General features: G+C 29.7%; 23 protein-coding genes and 1 riboswitch. Of the genes, 3 read left to right on the forward strand and 20 right to left on the reverse strand.

Annotated features, from left to right (window positions below):
* Positions 1 to 30: 30 nt before the first annotated feature.
* The 4 genes from plsX to VK071_02690 form a co-directional block, all read right to left on the reverse strand.
* Positions 31 to 1,023, reverse strand: coding sequence for a phosphate acyltransferase PlsX (plsX, locus tag VK071_02675; protein HLR34215.1), 993 nt, complete (start codon positions 1,021 to 1,023; stop codon positions 31 to 33).
* A 115-nt stretch (positions 1,024 to 1,138) separates the two neighbouring features.
* Entirely contained in the window at positions 1,139 to 1,318 is a 180-nt protein-coding gene (gene rpmF / locus VK071_02680) for a 50S ribosomal protein L32 (GenBank protein ID HLR34216.1), read from the reverse strand.
* Between the two features lie 20 nt (positions 1,319 to 1,338).
* Complete coding sequence (locus VK071_02685; GenBank protein HLR34217.1) at positions 1,339 to 1,848, reverse strand: DUF177 domain-containing protein; 510 nt, start codon at positions 1,846 to 1,848, stop codon at positions 1,339 to 1,341.
* Positions 1,849 to 1,912: 64 nt separating this feature from the next.
* Positions 1,913 to 3,112, reverse strand: a complete 1,200-nt coding sequence (locus VK071_02690) for an acetate kinase (GenBank protein HLR34218.1) — start codon at positions 3,110 to 3,112, stop codon at positions 1,913 to 1,915.
* Between the two features lie 198 nt (positions 3,113 to 3,310).
* On the opposite strand from VK071_02690, the gene VK071_02695 reads away from it, so the two are divergent.
* Positions 3,311 to 4,555, forward strand: coding sequence for a nucleotidyltransferase (locus tag VK071_02695; protein ID HLR34219.1), 1,245 nt, complete (start codon positions 3,311 to 3,313; stop codon positions 4,553 to 4,555).
* On the opposite strand, the gene VK071_02700 is transcribed toward VK071_02695, so the two are convergent.
* Positions 4,552 to 5,349, reverse strand: coding sequence for a patatin-like phospholipase family protein (locus VK071_02700; protein ID HLR34220.1), 798 nt, complete (start codon positions 5,347 to 5,349; stop codon positions 4,552 to 4,554). The genes VK071_02695 and VK071_02700 overlap by 4 nt on opposite strands.
* Before the next feature lie 75 nt (positions 5,350 to 5,424).
* On the opposite strand from VK071_02700, the gene ylbJ reads away from it, so the two are divergent.
* A complete protein-coding gene (gene ylbJ / locus VK071_02705; GenBank protein ID HLR34221.1) occupies positions 5,425 to 6,624 on the forward strand; it encodes a sporulation integral membrane protein YlbJ in 1,200 nt (399 codons plus the stop codon).
* Here ylbJ and VK071_02710 read toward each other — a convergent pair whose 3' ends face one another.
* The 6 genes from VK071_02710 to VK071_02735 are packed head-to-tail and all read right to left on the reverse strand — an operon-like array spanning position 6,625 to position 12,337.
* Entirely contained in the window at positions 6,625 to 7,071 is a 447-nt protein-coding gene (locus VK071_02710; GenBank protein HLR34222.1) for an ATPase, read from the reverse strand.
* Positions 7,072 to 7,557: a pantetheine-phosphate adenylyltransferase gene (gene coaD / locus VK071_02715; GenBank protein HLR34223.1), complete on the reverse strand. Its 486-nt coding sequence runs from the start codon at positions 7,555 to 7,557 to the stop codon at positions 7,072 to 7,074.
* Entirely contained in the window at positions 7,558 to 8,151 is a 594-nt protein-coding gene (rsmD, locus tag VK071_02720) for a 16S rRNA (guanine(966)-N(2))-methyltransferase RsmD (protein HLR34224.1), read from the reverse strand.
* 39 nt (positions 8,152 to 8,190) lie between these two features.
* Complete coding sequence (gene recG, locus VK071_02725; protein ID HLR34225.1) at positions 8,191 to 10,254, reverse strand: ATP-dependent DNA helicase RecG; 2,064 nt, start codon at positions 10,252 to 10,254, stop codon at positions 8,191 to 8,193.
* Between the two features lie 52 nt (positions 10,255 to 10,306).
* A complete protein-coding gene (locus tag VK071_02730; GenBank protein ID HLR34226.1) occupies positions 10,307 to 11,965 on the reverse strand; it encodes a DAK2 domain-containing protein in 1,659 nt (552 codons plus the stop codon).
* Between the two features lie 15 nt (positions 11,966 to 11,980).
* A complete protein-coding gene (locus VK071_02735; protein ID HLR34227.1) occupies positions 11,981 to 12,337 on the reverse strand; it encodes an Asp23/Gls24 family envelope stress response protein in 357 nt (118 codons plus the stop codon).
* A gap of 223 nt (positions 12,338 to 12,560) precedes the next feature.
* Between VK071_02735 and rpmB the strand changes: the two genes are divergently transcribed.
* A complete protein-coding gene (gene rpmB / locus VK071_02740) occupies positions 12,561 to 12,752 on the forward strand; it encodes a 50S ribosomal protein L28 (GenBank protein HLR34228.1) in 192 nt (63 codons plus the stop codon).
* 55 nt (positions 12,753 to 12,807) lie between these two features.
* Here rpmB and VK071_02745 read toward each other — a convergent pair whose 3' ends face one another.
* The 9 genes from VK071_02745 to VK071_02785 all read right to left on the reverse strand — a co-directional run.
* The gene (locus VK071_02745) at positions 12,808 to 12,978 is read right to left on the reverse strand and encodes a hypothetical protein (GenBank protein ID HLR34229.1); all 171 of its coding nucleotides are present in this window, start codon (positions 12,976 to 12,978) and stop codon (positions 12,808 to 12,810) included.
* 149 nt (positions 12,979 to 13,127) lie between these two features.
* On the reverse strand, positions 13,128 to 13,763 hold the full coding sequence (locus tag VK071_02750; protein HLR34230.1) for a thiamine diphosphokinase: 636 nt from the start codon (positions 13,761 to 13,763) through the stop codon (positions 13,128 to 13,130).
* 17 nt (positions 13,764 to 13,780) lie between these two features.
* A complete protein-coding gene (gene thiT, locus VK071_02755) occupies positions 13,781 to 14,329 on the reverse strand; it encodes an energy-coupled thiamine transporter ThiT (protein ID HLR34231.1) in 549 nt (182 codons plus the stop codon).
* A gap of 65 nt (positions 14,330 to 14,394) precedes the next feature.
* Positions 14,395 to 14,497: riboswitch (TPP riboswitch) on the reverse strand.
* A gap of 75 nt (positions 14,498 to 14,572) precedes the next feature.
* A complete protein-coding gene (rpe, locus tag VK071_02760; GenBank protein ID HLR34232.1) occupies positions 14,573 to 15,220 on the reverse strand; it encodes a ribulose-phosphate 3-epimerase in 648 nt (215 codons plus the stop codon).
* Position 15,221: 1 nt separating this feature from the next.
* Positions 15,222 to 16,100: a ribosome small subunit-dependent GTPase A gene (gene rsgA, locus VK071_02765; protein ID HLR34233.1), complete on the reverse strand. Its 879-nt coding sequence runs from the start codon at positions 16,098 to 16,100 to the stop codon at positions 15,222 to 15,224.
* Positions 16,101 to 16,146: 46 nt separating this feature from the next.
* Positions 16,147 to 18,156: a Stk1 family PASTA domain-containing Ser/Thr kinase gene (pknB, locus tag VK071_02770; protein HLR34234.1), complete on the reverse strand. Its 2,010-nt coding sequence runs from the start codon at positions 18,154 to 18,156 to the stop codon at positions 16,147 to 16,149.
* A 14-nt stretch (positions 18,157 to 18,170) separates the two neighbouring features.
* Positions 18,171 to 18,905, reverse strand: coding sequence for a Stp1/IreP family PP2C-type Ser/Thr phosphatase (locus VK071_02775; protein ID HLR34235.1), 735 nt, complete (start codon positions 18,903 to 18,905; stop codon positions 18,171 to 18,173).
* A 9-nt stretch (positions 18,906 to 18,914) separates the two neighbouring features.
* Complete coding sequence (gene rlmN, locus VK071_02780) at positions 18,915 to 19,979, reverse strand: 23S rRNA (adenine(2503)-C(2))-methyltransferase RlmN (protein HLR34236.1); 1,065 nt, start codon at positions 19,977 to 19,979, stop codon at positions 18,915 to 18,917.
* 123 nt (positions 19,980 to 20,102) lie between these two features.
* A partial coding sequence (locus VK071_02785) for a zinc metallopeptidase (GenBank protein ID HLR34237.1) occupies positions 20,103 to 20,735 on the reverse strand: 633 nt, incomplete at its 5' end.

Here is a 20,735-nt window from a genome sequence, read left to right on the forward strand (position 1 = left end):
ATTACCATTAAAATACCCTCCTTATTTTTATTATAAAATTTTATTAATTTCGCCAGTTATCTGACCATTTACGTCATTTTCTATGAAAGTTTTAGTCTGTCTTATAGCATTTTTAAAAGCTAAAGCATCAGAGCTGCCATGAGCTTTTATTACTGGTTTACTAATACCTAAAAGTGGTGCTCCCCCATATTCTCTATAGTCTAATTTTTCTTTAAACACTTTTAAATTAGGTTTTAACATTAAGGCTCTCAATTTTGCGAAAAAACTCTTAGTTATTTCATCTTTTAACATAGAAGCTCCCGAAGAAGCTAAGCCTTCTGTTAATTTTAACACTATATTTCCAATAAATCCATCACAAACCATTACATCAACTGTGCCTTCTGGAATATCCCTAGCCTCTAAGTTTCCAATAAAGTTTATCCTACTATTTGAAAGAAGCTCATAACTATCTTTAACTAGTTGATTACCTTTTCCCTTTTCTGTTCCAATATTTATTAAACCTACTTTAGGAGAATTTATTCCTAGAACTTTTTCACTATAAATTGAACCCATTATAGCAAATTGTTGTAAGTATTCAGGTTTACAATCTGCATTAGCTCCAATATCCAGTAAAAATGAAAAACCATTTTTAGTAGGAAATACAGAGGCTAAAGCTGCTCTCTTTATACCTTTTATCCTTTTGACAATAAATATTCCTCCACTTAATAATGCTCCCGTACTTCCTGCTGAAACAAAACCATCTCCTAGACCATCTCTTAGCATTTCCAACCCTATTACCATAGAAGAATTCTTTTTTCTTCTAATAGCTTTTGTTGGTTCATCTTCATTAGTTATTTCTTCTGTAGCATTTACTATTTCAATTTTATCCTTAGGATAATCATATTTTATAATTTCTCTTTTAAGGGTTTCTTCGTTACCAATAAGAGTTATATTAACTCCAAGCTCTTCTATGGCCAAAATACTTCCTTTAACTACTTCACCTGGTCCTTTGTCTCCCCCTAAAGTATCTACTATTATCTTCATAGTTCCCCTCCCTATGATATATTAAACCCTGATATTAAATATATATTACCTTTTAAAAAAAATCAACAATATAATTAAAATAAAAAAGATAGTGAAACTCACTATCTTTTGTCTATTACTCTACTTCTATTACTTCCCTGTTTTTATAATAACCACATGATCTACATACTCTATGAGGTTCTTTAGGTTCATGACATTGTGGACATTCCACTATTGTTGCTTTTGATAATCTATAAGATGATGCCCTTCTCATATTCTTTTTAGATTTTGAAGTTTTTCGCTTTGGCACTGCCATTTAAAACACCTCCTTGATAATTATAAAAGTTCTTTCAATTTTGCTAATCTAGGATCTATATCATCTATTTCGCAATCACATTTTCCCTCATTTAAATTTTTCCCGCATTTTTGACAAATACCCTTACAGTCTGAACTACATAAAGATTTCATAGGTAAAGCTAATATTACTTCATTAATCACTGCCCTTTCAAGATTTATATGTCTATTATTATATTCTATAACTACATCATCAGCTTCTACATCTTCTTCATCAATTCTATTTTCATTTACAAGCTTTCCAGATAGTTTTGTTCTTACACTCTTTTTAAATTCTTTTAAACATCTTGCACAATTTTCTTTATAATTATAAAGAATTTGTCCATCAATAACTATGTCCTTTGAAGCCTTATATATGCTACCATTTACCTTAATGGGAGTAGTAAAATAAATATCCCTTCCATTTACTTTAAGGGTGTCTAAATCTAACTTTCTATCAAAATCCAGACTTATGGTTACTTCATCTAGTAAATCTGATAAATTAATTATCACTTTTTTCACCTCTTTATAGACAAGTCATATTATATAAAGGCTTAAATAATTTGTCAAGAATTTATTATTTATCAATCAAAGCTTTAGTGTCTCTTGCTATCATAAGTTCTTCATTTGTAGGTATTACAATTATCTTCACTTCAGAACCATCCTTGCTAACTATAGCTTCTTTTCCTCTTACTTTATTCTTTTCTACATCTAATTCAATTCCTATACATTTTAAACCTTCACATACAGCTTCTCTAATTGTATGGGAGTTTTCACCTATACCTGCTGTAAATATTAAAGCATCAACATCACATAAAATAGCAGCATAGGCCCCTATATATTTTGTCACTTTATTGCAAAATACATTAAGGGCTAATTCAGCTCTTTCATTTCCATCATTAGCCGCTTCCTCTAAATCTCTAAAATCACTACTTACTCCTGATATACCTAAAACACCAGATTTTTTATTTAATAATGTGTTGATTTCTTCAAAATTTAAATCTTCTTTTTCCATTATAAATGGAATAATAGCAGGGTCAATATCACCAGTTCTAGTACCCATAGCAAGACCTTCTAAAGGAGTAAAGCCCATACTAGTTTCAATTGATTCACCATTTTTTACTGCACAAATACTTGCACCATTACCCAAATGACAAGTAATAACATTAATGTCCTCTAGATCCTTACCTAACATTTCAGTAGCTTTTGCTGTTACATATTTATGGGAAGTTCCATGGAATCCATATTTTCTAATACCATATTCTTCATATAATTCATAAGGTAATGGATAAATATAATTTGATGCAGGAATTGTTTGATGAAAAGCTGTATCAAAAACTGCAACCATTGGTGTTTCTGGCATAAGTTCTTTACATGCTTCAATTCCTATAATATTTGGTGGATTATGTAAAGGTGCCAAATCTACACATGCTTCTATTGCCTCCATAACTTCATCATCAATAACGACAGAATTTGCAAATTTTTCACCACCATGTACTACTCTGTGGCCCACAGCACTTATTTCATCTAATGATTTAATTGCTCCATGTTCAGAATCTAGTAGTGCATTTTTTAATACAACCCCTAAAGCTTCCTTATGATCTCCTAAAGGTTTTTCTATTATATATTCATCTTTTCCATTAGTATTATGTTTTACTCTTGAACCTTCTATACCAATTCTTTCTACTAGACCTTTTGCTAAAACCTCTTCATTGTCCATATTAATTAATTGATACTTTAAAGATGAACTACCACAGTTTATTACCAAAACATTCATTAAGCATACCTCCTAATCTTCTGTGCATTACAGATATATAAAATTTATTATTCGCTATAGACAATAATAATATATAAGTGATAAAAAAGCAACAAGCTTATTAGTGAGTCAGTCAGGACCGTCCCTCATATCTTATTATATACTAAAATTTATGTTATAATAAGATAATATTACAATTATATATTTATGGAGGTAAAAATGAAGGTTGTTGGGTTTATAACGGAATATAATCCTTTTCACTATGGTCATAAATACCATCTAGAGGAGTCCAAAAAAATAACTAAGGCGGAATATTCTATAGCTGTAATGAGTGGTTCCTTTGTTCAAAGGGGAGAACCATCTTTTATTGATAAATGGACCAAAGCTAAAATAGCTATAGATAACGGGGTAGATTTAGTTTTAGAGTTGCCAATAATTTTTTCAACTCAAAGTGCTGAACGTTTTGCCTTTGGCGGTGTTAAATTATTAGACTCTTTAAATATTGTTGACTACATTACTTTTGGTAGTGAACTTGGTAATATAGAACCACTAAATAAAATATCTAAAATTTTATCTGAAGAACCTCAATACTATAATAATCAACTACTGCATTATTTAGAAGAAGGTAATTCATACTCTGTAGCAAGAAGTCATGCCTTAAAGGATTATTTTATAAAAGAAAAAACATCCTTTCATTCATCTATTGAAAGGATTATAGAGTCTCCTAATAATATATTAGGAATTGAATATTTAAAAGCTTTATATAAAATAAATTCTTCAATTCAACCTATAACTTTTCAACGTATAGGTAGTGAATATAAAGATGAAAAATTAAGTAGTAATAAATCTAGTTCAACAGCTATAAGAAATAATATTTTTAAAAAAGATTTACCTTCTGTTAGAAATAATGTTCCTGCGGAAACTTATGCATATTTAGAACAATTTTTAAAGGAGCATAATAGTTTTAATTCTTTAGAAAATTATTCTCAAATATTATTGTATTTATTATGTATGACTTCTCCACATCAGATTAGTAAAGTAATTGATGTAGAAGAAGGATTAGAAAATAGAATTATAAATATGGCTTTTAAATATAATTCTTCAAACAACATTATTGACAATACTGTATCAAAACGTCATACAAAAACCCGAATACAAAGAATACTTATTCATATGCTATTAAATTTACAAAAACAAGATTTTTATTATTTAAAAGACAATTATCCTGAGTATTATAGGGTTTTAGGTGCCAATGAAAAAGGTGTTTATTTGTTAAGAAAAATAAAAGAAAATTCAAATATACCAATTATAAATAAATTTTCAGACTTTAAAAAAATAAGAAAACCAAGTTTTAGAAAAATGATTAACTATGATAAAAAAGGAACAGACCTTTTCTATCTAGGGTTAAATAGTAATCCTTGGGCTAATAAAGATTTTTATACATCACCTTACATAAAAGTTTAGGTTTCTTTAATATTTGAATTATGATTTTCTAAAGCAGAAATTATATTGTCCATTTCTTTAATTGTAGCATTATATCCAATTTCAAAACATTCATCTACCATTTCAAATTTAGAAGACTCTATATGGGACAAGGAGGGTTTTAACAATATATCTGCATAAGCTAAATCTACCTCTAATATTCTTTCAGCCATAATATCTATAGACCTTTGAATGATATCGAAGACATGGAATAGCCTACTTTGATAATCACTAAATCCTACATCTGCTGCAATTACAAAATCTATTCCTTCATCCTTTAGTACAGTTACAGGAACCCTATCTACAACCCCTCCATCTACTAGTGTCTTATTTCCAATTCTCACTGGTTCAAAAACTCCTGGTATAGAAATACTAGCTCGAATAGCCCTATATACAGGCCCTTTTGTTATAACTACTTTCTCAGATTTATTTAAATCAGTAGCTATAATAATTAATTTTTTATCTAACTCTTCTATTTTCCTACCTCCAGTAACTAATTTAAGAATTTCTTCAATTTTATCTCCCTTTAATACCCCTTTCCTAGGAACAGTAATATCCATCCACATTTTTTTATCAATTTGAATTGCTAATTTTCTAATCATCTCAGGAGAAATACCACAGCAATATAATCCACCAATTAAAGCTCCAGCACTACTACCCGAAATTATATCTATATCTATTCCATACTCTTCTAAAGCTTTTAAAACTCCAATATGTGCCAAACCTCGAGCAGCCCCTGATCCTAAGGCTAATCCAATATCATTTATATGGCCCATTCATATCACCTCGTAATCTTTCAGTCATATATATAATTAATTTACTAATATACTATAATAATGGAGGTGTTAATTATGTATATTACTAGAAATAAATTAAGCAAAAGCTACAAAAATAATGTTCCTTTCATTTTATTAGTTTTATGGTTATTAATTAATATAGTATTATTCCCAACAACCGCCATTAACGGAGCAACTAAAGGACTATCAACTTGGTTCAGTATAGTTGTACCTTCCTTATTTCCATTTTTTATAATTTCTGAACTACTCATAAACTTAGGCTTTGTAGAGTTTATCGGCTCCCTATTGGAACCAGTCATGATGCCTATATTTAATGTTCCAGGAATAGGGGCTTTCCCCTTTACAATGAGCCTAATTTCTGGTTACCCCGTAGGTGTAAAACTAGTTTCTAACTTAAGATTAAATAACAATATATCTAAGGTTGAAGCTGAAAGGCTTCTTTCTTTTTCTAGCACCTCTGGTCCATTATTTATGCTTGGAGCAGTTTCTGTAGGCATGCTAAAAAACTCTTCCTTAGGCCCATTAATTGTTTATCCTCACTATTTAGCTTCTCTTTCTCTAGGTTTTTTATTTAGATACTATAAAAAAAATACTAATAAATATAATTTAACGCTAAAAAATAATTCTTATTCTAGAAATAACTCTTATTCTAGTATTGCCCAATTAATGTCTAATAGCATAAAGGATGCCACAAATACTATAATTTCTATAGGAGGATTTATGATATTATATTCAGTTCTTATAGAAATAATTTACATATCAAAATTCTTTGACTTATTTATAAATTTTTTTATTAATATACTTCCATTTAATATTAGCATTGATGTTATAAAAGGTATCTTTGCCGGTATTATCGAAATAACCACTGGTTGCAATAAAATAGCTACAACTAATTTACCTTCTATATGGAAACTATTAATAATAAACTTTTTTATTGGATGGAGTGGTCTCTCTATTCATAGTCAAGCCTTAAGTTTTTTATCAGAAACCGATATTAATAGTAAACTATACATTTGCTCAAAATTTTTCCATGGTCTTTTATCAATTGTATATACTTTTTTATTTTATAAGGTTTTCTATAATAGTTTAGTTTTAGAATCTTTAGTTGAAGAAACATTTTTCCTTAAAATAACATCTTTTACCCAGTGGATAAATTTATTTACCCTATCCCTTCAAAGTCTATTTTCTGTACTAATAGGAATAATGATTTTAGCCGTAATTATAAATACTTTAAAAAGTATTACAAAAAACTAATTATTTTATTCCTCTTAATTCCTGTCTGTTTTCATCTAATGTCTCTATTAAAACTTTTAAATTCTCCTGAGTATTCATTAAAATATTATCTGCATATTCCATAGCTCCCAATCTTATATCTTTCGCATTATTTTGTGTCGTTGTCAATATTTCTTCTGCTCTTTCTTTTGCATTTCTTGTAATCTCATCTTCTTCTATTAACTCTTCTAAGTGAGTAGTAGCTTCATCAACAATTGTATCAGCTTCTTTTTGAGCTTCTGCTAGGATTCTTTGTTTTTCTTCTTTAATCCAATTCGCTTGCTTAATTTCATCAGGTAATCTTAATTTTACTTCCTTTATTATTTCAAAAAGATCTTCTTTGTCTAACATGACTTTATTAGAAAAAGGCACTGGAGATCCACTTTCTATAATTTCTTCTAATTCATCAATTAAATCTATTACATTCATTTATTCATTGCCCCCTTTAAGCTTCATTTCAATGGCCTCTTTCACAGATTTTGGAACAAAGCATGATATATCCCCATTAAAAGTTGCAATTTCCTTTACAATACTAGAGCTTAAATAAGCATATTCTCCACCAGAAACCATAAATAAAGTTTCAATATCATTATTTAATTTCCTGTTAGCTAAGGCCATTTGCATTTCATATTCAAAATCAGATACAGCTCTTAGTCCTCTAACCATAGTGGTAATTTCTTTTTCATAAGCATAATCAATTAATAATCCAGAAAAAGTATCAACCTCTACATTATTGGAATCTTTCAATTCCTTCTCTAAGAGTTCCACCCTTTCTTCTACAGTAAACATTGTTTTTTTAGAAGGATTTTTAAGAATAGCAACTACAACCTTTTCAAATTTTTTAGAACATCTTTTAATAATATCTAAATGTCCATATGTTACCGGATCAAAACTTCCTGGATATATTACAGCCAATTAAATTCCTCCTTTTTTAATATCTTTTTTGTAGAAAGTCAGACTTTTATCTCCATAATTTCTAGAATCTATTTTATTTAAAAGTAATATACTGTCTTCAAGGGTGTTCCTTTTACTATGTTCTACAATAATAATCCCAGTTTCTTTAATAATTTCTACATCGCATATAGCCTGTAATATTTTATGCTCAATTAATTTAGAATATGGAGGATCAATATAAATATAATCAAATTTTAAATCTTTTTTACTAAGTAACTTTATAGCAACAAAGACATCCTTTTTGTAGACGGAAGCTTGGTCCATAAATTCAATATTAATTAAATTCTTCTTTATTATTTTTATACTTTCTACTGAACTATCTACAAAGTAACATTCTTTTGCCCCTCTACTTAAAAATTCTATTCCCACAGACCCGGAGCCTGAAAATAGATCTAATACTATACTCTCTTCATCTATATAACCTAAAATATTAAACAAAGACTCCTTAACTCTATCCTGAGTTGGTCTTATTCTAGGACTTTTAGGTCCTTTTAATTTAAAACCTCTTTTTTTACCGGATATGACTCGCAAACAATCACTCCTTAATGCTTTCATTTATATTTTACCACATAAATGCCAACAATAAAATTACATTTAATTTAAAATAATATCTTCTATTTTATCTTCAAATATATTTAAGATTCTTGCCCTTAAATTTTCGTATTTTTTCAACTTTAAATATGGATCTTCTCTTAAAATTTCGACTGCCTTTTTTTGAGCTAATTTTAATATATCCATATCAGTAAATAAATTAGCAATTTTTAGATCTGGTAGTCCATGTTGTCTTGTTCCTATAAATTCGCCAGGCCCCCTTAACTCCAAATCTTTTTCTGATATAATAAAACCATCAGAAGTTCTTTGCATTATTCGCATTCTTTCCCTTGCAATTTTATTATTACTTTCATTTATTAAAATACAATAAGATTGATATTCTCCCCTACCAACCCTTCCTCTCAATTGGTGTAATTGGGCTAAACCAAATCTTTCTGCATTATATATCACCATTATATTAGCATTGGGTACATCTACTCCTACTTCAATAACTGTAGTAGAAACAAGTACATCAATTTCACCTTTTTTAAATTTATCCATTATTTCTTCCTTTTCATTACCCTTCATTTTACCATGGAGTAATCCTAAATTAGCATTTTTAAAAATTTCATTTTTCAATTTAGAATATAATTCCTCAGCAGCTTTAAGATCCAACTTATCACTTTCTTCAATTAATGGGCTTACAATATAAGCTTGTCTTCCTAAATTTAACTGTTTTATTATAAATTTATTAATCCTATTAATCATATTAGGTCCTACGGCATAAGTTTCTATTTCTTTCCTGCCTGGTGGCAATTCATCTATAATGGAAATATCTAAGTCTCCATATAAAATTAACGCTAAAGTTCTAGGTATAGGTGTAGCTGTCATAACTAAAATATCTGGGTTTATACCTTTATTACTTAAAACAGCTCTTTGTCTAACTCCGAATCTGTGCTGTTCATCAGTAATTGCTAAGCCTAGATTATTAAATATAACATTATCTTGAATAACAGCATGGGTACCTATTAATACATCTATGTCCCCATTTTTTAGCTTCATTAATATTTCATCTTTTTTCTTATTAGACAAACTACCTACTAATAACTCACAAACTACCCCTTCCTTTTCCAACAATTCAGATACAGATTCATAATGTTGAGTAGCAAGTATTTCAGTAGGTGCCATCATAACCGATTGATAACCTGATGTATAAGCTTTTAACATAGACATTACTGCTATAATAGTCTTTCCAGAACCAACATCCCCTTGTACTAATCTATTCATTTGTTTATCGTCTTCCATATCTGTTTCTATTTCTTTAAATACCCTATATTGAGTTTTAGTTAAACTATAAGGAAGCTTTTTTATAAATCTATCAATAATATCAGTTTTAGAGAATTGTATTCCCTTATTAACAGCCTTTATCTGATTTTTAATTATAAAAAGTCCTAATTGCAAGGTTAAAAGCTCTTCAAATACTAATCTATTCCTTGCTTTTAAATAACTTTGCCCATCTTTAGGAAAATGAATATTTAATATAGCCTCCTCTAAAGAAATTAAATTTAGTTCTTTCCTAAATTCATCTGGAAAAGTTTCTTTAATTATATGAGAATAATTCTTTAAAGCATTTTTCATTATACCCTGTATCTCATTATTAGTTATGTTTGCTGTAAGAGGATAAAGGGGAACTATATTTCCTACTTTCTCTTTTTTTGAATTTTCCTTTTCAAAAATAGGGTTTTGAATTTGAATCTCTCCTCCCCTTTTATTTACTTTTCCATGAACTATTATAGTTTCATTATTTTGAAATTTATCAGCTAAATAACCTTGATTAAACCATACTAAATAAGCATAACCAGTTTCATCCTTAATAGGTACCTTTAATATTGATAGATTTGGTCTTGGTCTTATTACATTTGGAATACCTATAACCCTTACTTTTAAGCTAATCTTTTCACCATGAACACACTGGGAAATTTTTTTAAACCCTCTTCTATCTTCGTAATCTCTAGGGAAATAATAGATTAAATCTTCTACAGTATAGATATTTAGTTTTTTTAACTTGCCAAATCTTTTAGGGCCAACTCCTTTTACATATTGTACAGACATAGATAATTTACCCATTATTTCACCCCTTATAATAAATTTCCCCTACCAAGGGTAGGGGGTTTTTTTATTATTCTACGGAAAATATAAAATAGTATAGTGGTTGACCACCATATAGTAATTCTACATCACAATCATCAAATTCATCTTCTAATAAACTAGATAATTCCTCTGCCTCTTCTTCTTTTATATCTTCACCATAGAAAATAGTAATTAAAGAATCATCTTCATCTACTAATTTCTTTAATAATTCCAAAGAAACCTTTTGTATACCATCATTAATGGCCTTAATTTCTCCTTGAGAGATTCCTAATATATCATCTTTTTTTACTTTAACATCTCCTATTTCAGTATCTCTAACTGCATAAGTTACTTCCCCAGTTTTTACATTTTCAACTGATTCTCTCATAGAATCCATATTATCTTCTGCACTTAAATCAGAATTAAAGGATAATAAGGCAACTACGCCCTCTGGAATAGTTTTTGTTTTTAAAATATGAAGGTTTTTTTCACTAAGTTCTTTTGCTTGTTCTGCTGCAAGAACTATATTACCATTATTAGGTAGTATTATTATATTATTTGCCTGAACCTTATCCACTGCTTTCAATATGTCCTCAGTACTTGGGTTCATAGTTTGACCACCAGGAATGACATAATCAACACCTAAGTCTTTAAACACATTAGCTATACCATCCCCTATAGCTACAGTAATAAAACCATATTCTTTATTTTCAACATGCTCATTTTCATTTACATTTTCAGTATCAGTAGATTCTTTACTTTTTTCCTTATCAAATACTAAATTTCTATGTTGGTATCTCATATTATCAATTTTTATATCATTGAGCTCCCCTAGAAGCAAAGCTTTTTCTAAAACTTCACCTGGATTATTTGTATGAACATGTACCTTAATCAAATCCCCATTACCCACTGATATAATAGAATCCCCATAGAGAGATAACTGTTCCTTAAACTGCTCTGGGTCTGCATCTGTATTATTTATAATAAATTCAGTGCAATAACCAAACTTTATATCTTCAGGATCTATTATTTCAGCTGAATGCATATCAACAATTTTTCTCTCTGATATTCCTTCAAAGTCCACATCATCATCTGTCGTTAATGCCAGATATGCTCCAGTAAGTACAACCATTAACCCTTTTCCACCTGCATCAACAACCCCAGCTTGCTTTAAAACAGGCAACATTTCTGGAGTTTTAGCTAAAACTGAATTGCCATATTCTACGATTTCTTTCAGGAATATTACAATATCTTCCTCTTCTTCTGATAGTACTAATGCTTTATCTCCAATTTCTCTAGCTACTGTAAGGATAGTACCTTCAGTGGGTTTCATAACAGCTTTATAGGCTGTATTGGCAGCAAGTTTAAAGGTATTAGCCAATATTTTGGTATTAACTTGTTCATGATTTTCTAGTCCATTGGCAAATCCTCTAAATAACTGGGATAAAATTACTCCAGAATTTCCTCTAGCCCCCATTAAAGAACCATTACTAGCAGCATTTGCAACTTTGTGTGCATTTAATTCATTTATATCAAGTATTTGTTTAACAGCAGATTGCATAGTCAAAGACATATTAGTTCCAGTATCACCATCTGGTACTGGAAAGACATTTAAAGCATTTACCTCCGCCTTGTTCCTTTCAAGGTCATTTGCTGCTCCTATAAAGCACTTTTTAAGCAAAGTACCATCTACGTATTCAATCTTCACTATAGTACCTCCTTACTACTTTTGCACCCTAATATCCTGTACAAAAACATTTACTTTCTCTACCTCTAATCCTGTTAAATTTTCCACATTGAATTTTACCTTCTCAATAATATTTTCAGCTACAACAGAAATATTTATACCATATTCTAAAATAACGAATAAGTCCACTAATACTCTATTATCTTTTGTATTAACTTTTATTCCTTTGGCTAAATTTTCCCATTTTAGCAATTCAAATAGTCCATCAGTTGTATTTTTACTAGCCATACCTACTATTCCATAACTCTCCATGGCTGAAAGTCCTGCTAAGGTTGCAATTACATTATCATCTATACTAATATAACCTAAATCTTGTTTTACCTTCGCCACCATATAATATCTCCTCCTATATATAATACATTCCATTATATAATTATATATTACCCTATTAAAATAAATAGTTCAACTAATTTATAGCACAAATTTATTTTCCCCACAAAGATTGTTGCATTTATTATGCTCATTGTGTTAAAATAATATATGTTATTCTTTTTTTCTAAATTTTGTTATCATTGTTTTAAGTTCATTGTTACAGGAAGTTAAGGAGGTGTTTTTAATGGGAAAAGTTTGTTCAGTTTGTGGAAAAGGAAAAATATATGGAAGTAAAGTCTCTTTTTCAAATAGGAGAAGTAATAGAAATTGGAAACCAAATATAAGAAAAGTAAAAGCTACAGTAGACGGAACTACTAAGAGAATTAATGTATGTACTGATTGTTTAAAATCAGGTCGTGTAGAAAGAGCATTATAAAAAATATAATTAACAAGGAAAATGGCTTCCCATATGAAGTATTGGAAGCCTGTTTTTATTTCCATATCCATTTCAATATATAAATTCCTATACAAATTAACATAGCGCCTAGTAAAAAAAATATAAGTTCTAAAGGTACAACTTTTATAACGATTATTATTCCCAGGAGTATAGAAAGTCCTCCTAAAATTTTTTTAGTTTTATATTGAAGGTATATCTTTTTCATTTGATACCACCTCTAATTATATTCAATCTTAATATATATTATTCATAAATTATTTAATAGTTACAAAAATATATAAAGTCTACTACCTAAAAAACTATGGATTTAATACTGGAAAGTTTCAAAAAAAGAAAAAAGCCTAATATAGGCTTTTAATCTTTTGACACAATAACTAAACAAGTCCCTTTATGAATCTCTATAATACCTCTTTTTTCTATTATTTTGTTACTTATACCATAGGTAGAAGAAAAAGAAAATTCCTCTTTATCTGTTTCATATTTAAAACCTTTCAAAGTGACTACTGCACCCTCATCATTTAAAGGAATAATAGAAACAAAATAACCCTCTTCCTTTTCCAAAACAAATTTTTTATCTGTAATATATATTGTATTTTTATGGCTAAGTATTTGGCCTTCAATTCCTTTCTCTAATAATCTTCTTAGCAAGAATATATTAGCTAAAGTATGGTCAAATCTACTTCCAGTTACACCTACAAGTATTATCTTATCAACCTTTTTATCCATTAAATATTTAATTGCTAATTCTGTATCTGTATAATCTTTTTCCTTAGGAAATTTATTTATTTCTACATTAGTTTCCTTTAAGTTTTTTAATGTATTCTCGTCAATAGAATCCAAATCACCAACTACTAAATCTGGATTAATACCAATATTAATTAAATGATTTGCTCCTCCATCCGCACAAATTACATAATCCGCTGTTTTAGCTAAATCTATTAATACATTATAATTTTTTATTTCTCCACTTCCTATAATAAGTCCTATCATAGATTCATCCCTTTACTTTACTTTTCAATTCTACTTAGAGGTTTCCACAAAAGCACCAAAATAATTGATGAAATAATGAATTCTGGTAATAAATATTGCCCATTATATATAATAGAATAAATCCAAGGATTTTGGTCTCCTGCATATTCAGCAAAGAATATTATTCCAGATAATAAATGAGAAACCATTCTTCCAAAAATAGCTAACAGCACTGCAAAAACTACTTTAAAATAATCCTTTCCATCCATATCTTTGGTTTTCTTTATAGTAGCTATTCCAGCCATACCCAAAAAACCATAAGCAATAGGATAATCTAATAAGAATTGTACTGGGTGGTAAAAATAAGGTTTTAAAATAAAATGTAATACTCCATATATAGCACCAACAAATACCCCTGGCCCAACTCCCCATCTCATAGCAAAAAACATGATTGGAATCATACTTCCTGCTGTAACAGATCCTCCGTGGGGAGCTTGATATACTATTATATAGCTTAATAAAACCGATAATGCAATCATAACTCCCCCCTCAGCCAGCATATTAACGCTCCACTTTTTATTATTCATTTTTTATCATCCTCCTTAAGAATATAAATAGCCCATAACCTGAAAAGATTATGGGCTTTATTCTCCATTTAACAACAACACTTTCCTACGCTAGCATTACCTAGTTCAGGTTTTAAAGGGTCGGAATAACTATTCCCTCTCAGCTAAAAAGCTCCCCTAGTGAAAAACTATTATATTGTAATTACAGTATAGCATATATAATACAAGTGAGTCAATAGGGACCGTCCCTATTGGCTCACTTATTTATAAAGCTTTAAAGGCTTTTGTGTTTTCTATTATATCTTCCTCATTAAATATTGCAGAACCAACTACTAATATATCTACACCAAAGTCTATTATTTCTTTTGCATTTTCTAATTTAATTCCACCATCTACTTCAATTTCAACATCTAGTTCTCTATCATTAATTATTTTTCTTAATTCTTTAATTTTCTTTTCCATACTTGGTATGAAAGCCTGTCCTCCAAAACCTGGGTTTACTGTCATTATAAGAATCATATCTACATCATCTAAAATATATTCTATCGCATTTAAAGGGGTAGATGGATTAATAGCAACCCCAGCCTTAACTCCAAAGCCTTTAATTTCTTGAATAGTTCTATGAAGGTGTATAGATGCCTCTTCATGAACAGTTATAATATTAGCTCCCGCCTTAACGAAATCTTCAATAAACCTTTCTGGTCTATCTACCATTAAATGCACATCAAAAGGTAGTGAAGTAGTTTTCCTTATTTCTTTTACTATAGGAGCACCAAAAGTAATATTAGGAACAAATATACCATCCATTACATCTAGATGAACTAAGTCCGCCCCACCTTTTTCGATTTTCTTTATTTCACTATCTAGCTTACTAAAATTAGAAGACAAAATTGAGGGAGAAATTTTTGCCACATTAATACCTCCTTATATTTTCTATTTCATTTAGAAATTTTAAATAATTTTTATAACGACTATTACTTATTACTCCTGTTCCTAGCCTGTTCTTTATTTCACAATCAGGCTCTTTTTCATGTAAGCAACTATCAAATCGACATAAATAATTGACATCTTTCATTTCCTTAAAATAATTTCTTAATTCTTCTTTTTTATTTATAAAGCTTAAATCTAGTGCACTAAAACCAGGAGTATCTAGTACATAACCTCCCATATCAAGTTCTAGTAATTCTACATGTCTTGTAGTATGTTTTCCCCTTTTAGTTTTATTACTAATTCCTCCAGTTTCTAATTTTAAATCTGGTTGTATAACATTTAATAAGGAGGATTTTCCCACACCTGAAGGACCTGCTAAAACAGTCACTTCATCTTTTAAGACATCTTTTAATTCATCAATTCCTGCATTATCTACAGTACTAGTAAAAATAACTTTATAACCTATTTTTTCATAAATCTTTTTTATTTCCTTCTTTTCACTATCTGTTATTAAATCAGTTTTATTGATGCATATAACGGCATTTAATTTTTCATGCTCAATAGAAAGTAAGAATCTATCTAAAAGCCAATAATTAATATTAGGTTTCTTAACACTCATAACTACAATAGCCTGTTTTACATTAGCAACAGGAGGCCTCAATAATTGAGACTCCCTGTTTTTTATTTCTTCGATATAACCAGTATTATCCTCTGGATTAATTCTGATTTTAACTCTATCTCCTATTAAGGGAGTTATTTTTTCTTCTCTAAAAACTCCCCTAGCCCTAGATTCATAAATTCCTTCATCAGTTTTTACATAATAAAAGCCACCGATACCTTTTATTATTATACCTTCAAGCATCACATACCTCCCCATATTTTTAAAATTCAATTGTTATATTTTGTAATTAGTCTTCCTCTCCTGGTTCTCCTGGCTCTTCTGGCTCTCCTGGCTCACTTGGTTCAGGTTCCTCCGACTTCGGCCCTTTACTTACAATTAAAGTTACTGTAGTGTTTTTCTTAACCTTATTTCCTGCTGATGGATTTTGTTTTATTACAATTCCTTTTGGTTGATCACTATACTCATATTTCACATTAGCCGATAGACCAGATGCAACTATTGCATTCTTTGCATCTTTTTCACTTTGACCAATAACTCCTGGAACACTAATTTTTTCTTCCTTTGGCTTTTCTTTAGGTGGTCCGCTACTTACATGTAATGTAACTACAGTATTTTTATTTACTTGGCCTCCTGCTTGATAATTTTGCCATATTACAATATCTTTTGAATATTGCTTACTTTCCTTAGGGATTACTTCCCCAACAGCTAAACCAGCTGCAATTATTGCGTTCTTTGCATCCTTTATATTTTGCCCTATTAAATTAGGCATTGTAACTGTTACCCTTTCTGGTCCCTTACTTACTATAACATTTACCACAGTATCTTCAGGAACTTCAGTATAAGGATTAGGATCCTGTTCCATAACTATATTTGCTGGAACACTATCGCTATATCTATAATCTATAGAACCATCTTTAAGTCCTGCATCTTTTAAAATATCCTTTATTTCATCTACATTTCTATTTTTTAAATCAGGTACCTCTATAAGTTTTTTACCCTTACTAACTACAACTTCTATAGGATAACCTTCTTTTAATAATTTACCAGGTTTTTCACTTTGAGAAATAATATATCCCTCACTAAATTCTGAACTATATTTACTTTCTTTTACCTTAAATACTAACCCTAAATCTTCCGCTAGTTTCTTAGCTTCATCTTCATTACGGCCTACTAAATCCGGTACTTCAACTTCCTTTGCAAATAAATCCCTTGCCCTAGTTACTCCTATAAACATTCCAGTAGCTAGTAGAAAAGCAAGTAAAACTCCTAATAAAACATATTTTTTATTCCCTTTATTTTTCTTTGGTTCATCTTTGTCTTTATCCTTTATTTTTTCTTTTCCTTCTTCCTTATCCTTTTTTTCCCTATCTGTTTTCCCTTCTACGCCTTTTAGATCATCATCAGTTATAGCTGGAATTATTTGTGTTAGAGATTCACTTATATCATCAACAACTACTTCTTTTCCATCTGAATATTTTACTTTATTTAAATCAGCTATAAGCTCTCTAGCATCCTTATATCTTTCAACTGAATTCTTTCTTAAACATTTATTAATAATAGCCTCTATACCCTGGGGTACATCACTATTTATTTCACTTGGTGGAGTAACTTCCTCTTGAACATGTTTCAATGCAATTGATATTGGGCTATCCCCATTAAAAGGAACAGAGCCTGTTATCATTTCGTACATTACAATACCTAAGGAATATATATCAGATTTTTCGTCAGTAAAACCTCCTCTAGCTTGCTCAGGTGAAAAATAATGAGCAGATCCAACAACACTTGATGTTGCAGTCAATGTTGAAGAAGTTGCCGCTCTAGCAATTCCAAAATCTGTTACCTTAATACGTCCATCTTTAGTTACCATTATATTATGAGGTTTAATGTCTCTATGAATAATTTGATTCTTATGAGCATGCTCTAATGCTTCAGCAATTTGTAATGAATAATCAATAGTTTCTTTAGGTGATAATCTACCTTTTTCCTTTATAACTTCACTTAAAGTTTTACCATCTACATATTCCATTACAATATAATGAATATCATGTTCTTCTCCTTTTTCCACTCCAACATCATAAATTCCTACAATATTAGGATGGGATAAGCTAGCTGCAGCTTGAGATTCTTTTCTAAAATTTTTAATAAATTGTTCATCAGATACAAACTCTTCTCTAAGAACTTTTACTGCCACAAATCGGTTTAATAGTCTACATCTTGCTTTGTAGACTATACCCATTCCACCACCACCGACTTTTTCTTTTATCTCATATCTTCCACCCAATACTTTACCTATCATAACTTCACCTCAAATCATACAATTTTAACAGCCACAACTGTAATGTTGTCATAGCCACCATTATTATTTGCTAAATTCACTAGCTCATCACAGGCTGTTTGTATATCCTTTCTTTTTAAAAGAACTTCCTTTATTACATTATCATCTACCATATTAGTAAGGCCATCTGTGCATAACAAAATCAAATCCCCTTCATATAACTTTTCAGTTACTATATCAATATCAATTCCCTCATCAGTGCCAACTGCCCTAGTTATTAAGTTTCTTTGAGGATGACATTCAGCTTCTTCTTCAGTTATGCTCCCATTTCTTAATAATTCAGCCACAAGAGAATGATCTTTTGTTAATTGAATCAATTCATTATCTCTGAGTAAATATGCTCTACTATCACCAACTTGCCCTATAAAAGCTTTATTATCCAATATGTATGTCATAGTAATAGTAGTACCCATTCCTGAAAATTCTTCTTTTTCCTTAGATACTTCATAAACTTTTACATTTGCACTCTTTATTGCTTCTCTAATAATTTCAGCTATTATATTTTCTTCTAATTTTATATCCTCAGCATTTTCTAGAATCATTTCTTTTATTATATCAATAGCCATTTTACTTGCAACTTCTCCAGCTTTATGTCCACCCATACCATCAGCTATTATAAATAAAGGTAATTCTTGTTCTTCTGATACGAAATATGAATCTTGATTTATTTCTCTATGTTTCCCTATATCAGTACTTGAACCTATATGCATATTATCACCTCACAAACTATTGATGTTCCTTTTATGGTTCTTTTGAATATAACTCCTTCTTAGTTGGCCACAGGCTGCATTTATGTCAGAGCCCATTTCCCTTCTTATAGTTGTTGATATACCATGTTTATTCAATTCTTCTTTAAAATTTTCTACATTAGTAATTTTTGAACTATTTTTATCAAACTCCTTTATAGGATTTAAAGGTATTAAGTTAATATGACATAATTTATCCTTTAATAATCTTATAAGTTCTTCTAAATCTTCTTTCCTGTCATTAGTTCCCTCAATAAGAGTATATTCAAAAGTTATTCTTCTATTTGTTTTATTAACATAGTAATCACATGCTTTGATTATATCCATTATAGAGTATTTCTTACCTATTGGCATTATATTTTTTCTAATTTCATCAAAAGGAGAATGTAGTGAAATAGATAATGTTATGGGAATATCCTCATCTGCTAAATTATATACTTTAGGCACTATGCCACAAGTTGACAAAGTCATATTTCTATAACTTAAATTTCTACCTTTCTCATCATGGAGAATATTTAAAAATTTTATTACATTATCATAATTATCTAAAGGTTCACCACTACCCATAAGTACTATATTATTTACTTGAGTATTTAAATCTAATTGGGTAGCATATACCTGATTTAATATTTCTCCCGAAGTTAAATCTCTAACCAAACCTTCTTTAGTAGATGCGCAAAAATTACAACCCATTCTACAACCAACTTGGGTAGAAACACATAAAGAAAGTCCATGTTTATATTCCATAGCTACACTCTCAATAATATTATTATCTTCTAAAAGAAGCAAGTACTTTTTTGTATTATCTATTTTAGAATCATATCGTTTTATAATATTAATATTACTAATAGTATATTCTTCTTCCAGCTTGTCCTTTAGTCCATTGGGCAATACAGTAATATTTCTTATAGAATTACACATGTTCTTATGTATAAAACCAAAAGTTTGATCAGCCCTATATTCTTTTTCTCCCATATTCTTAAAGAAAATTTTCATTTCCTCTAATGTCATAGACTTTAAATCTATCTTTCCCAAAATACCACTCCTAGCAATTCTTGTTTTATTATTATATCACAGAAGGAAAGATTTTATATATTTTCCCTATTTTATCTTAATATTTTTCTTATTATATAGTTAAGAGACTAAAAGGTAGAACACCTTTTAGTCTCTTCTACTAGATAAACTCATTAACCTTAATAATTGCCCTAAAGCAGCTAATGTTGCGGCTACATAGGTAAGAGCAGCTGCGTCTAATACCTTTTTAGAAGAACTTATTTCATCACTAGGAATGATGCCAGTCTCCAATTGGGCTAAAGCTCTATTGCTAGCATTATACTCTACAGGTAGTGTAATTAATTGAAATAATACTACTGCCAAGTAAAACATAATTGCTACATCTATTAATTTTGGGTGTATTAAAAATCCTAACAAGACGAGAACCCAAACAAATCTAGACCCTATACTAGCTATTGGCGCAATATTATTTCTTAGCAATAAAGGAAAATACCCTTCTCCATGCTGTATAGCATGACCAGCCTCATGGGCTGCTACACTTACTGCCGCTACAGAATTACCATTATATACATTTTCTGATAACCTAATAACTTCAGTTCGAGGATCATAATGGTCAGTTAAATTTCCACTAACAGGTTCAATACTTACATGGTGGAGTCCATTTCTGTCCAAAATCATCCTTCCTACTTCACTTCCAGTATAACCGGAAAAACTTGGTACCTTTAAATACTTATTAAATGAAGAACTTACCTTATATTGGGCATATAAAGAAATTAGTAC

The sequence above is a fragment of the Tissierellales bacterium genome (assembly GCA_035301805.1).
GTDB lineage: Bacteria > Bacillota > Clostridia > Tissierellales > DATGTQ01 > DATGTQ01.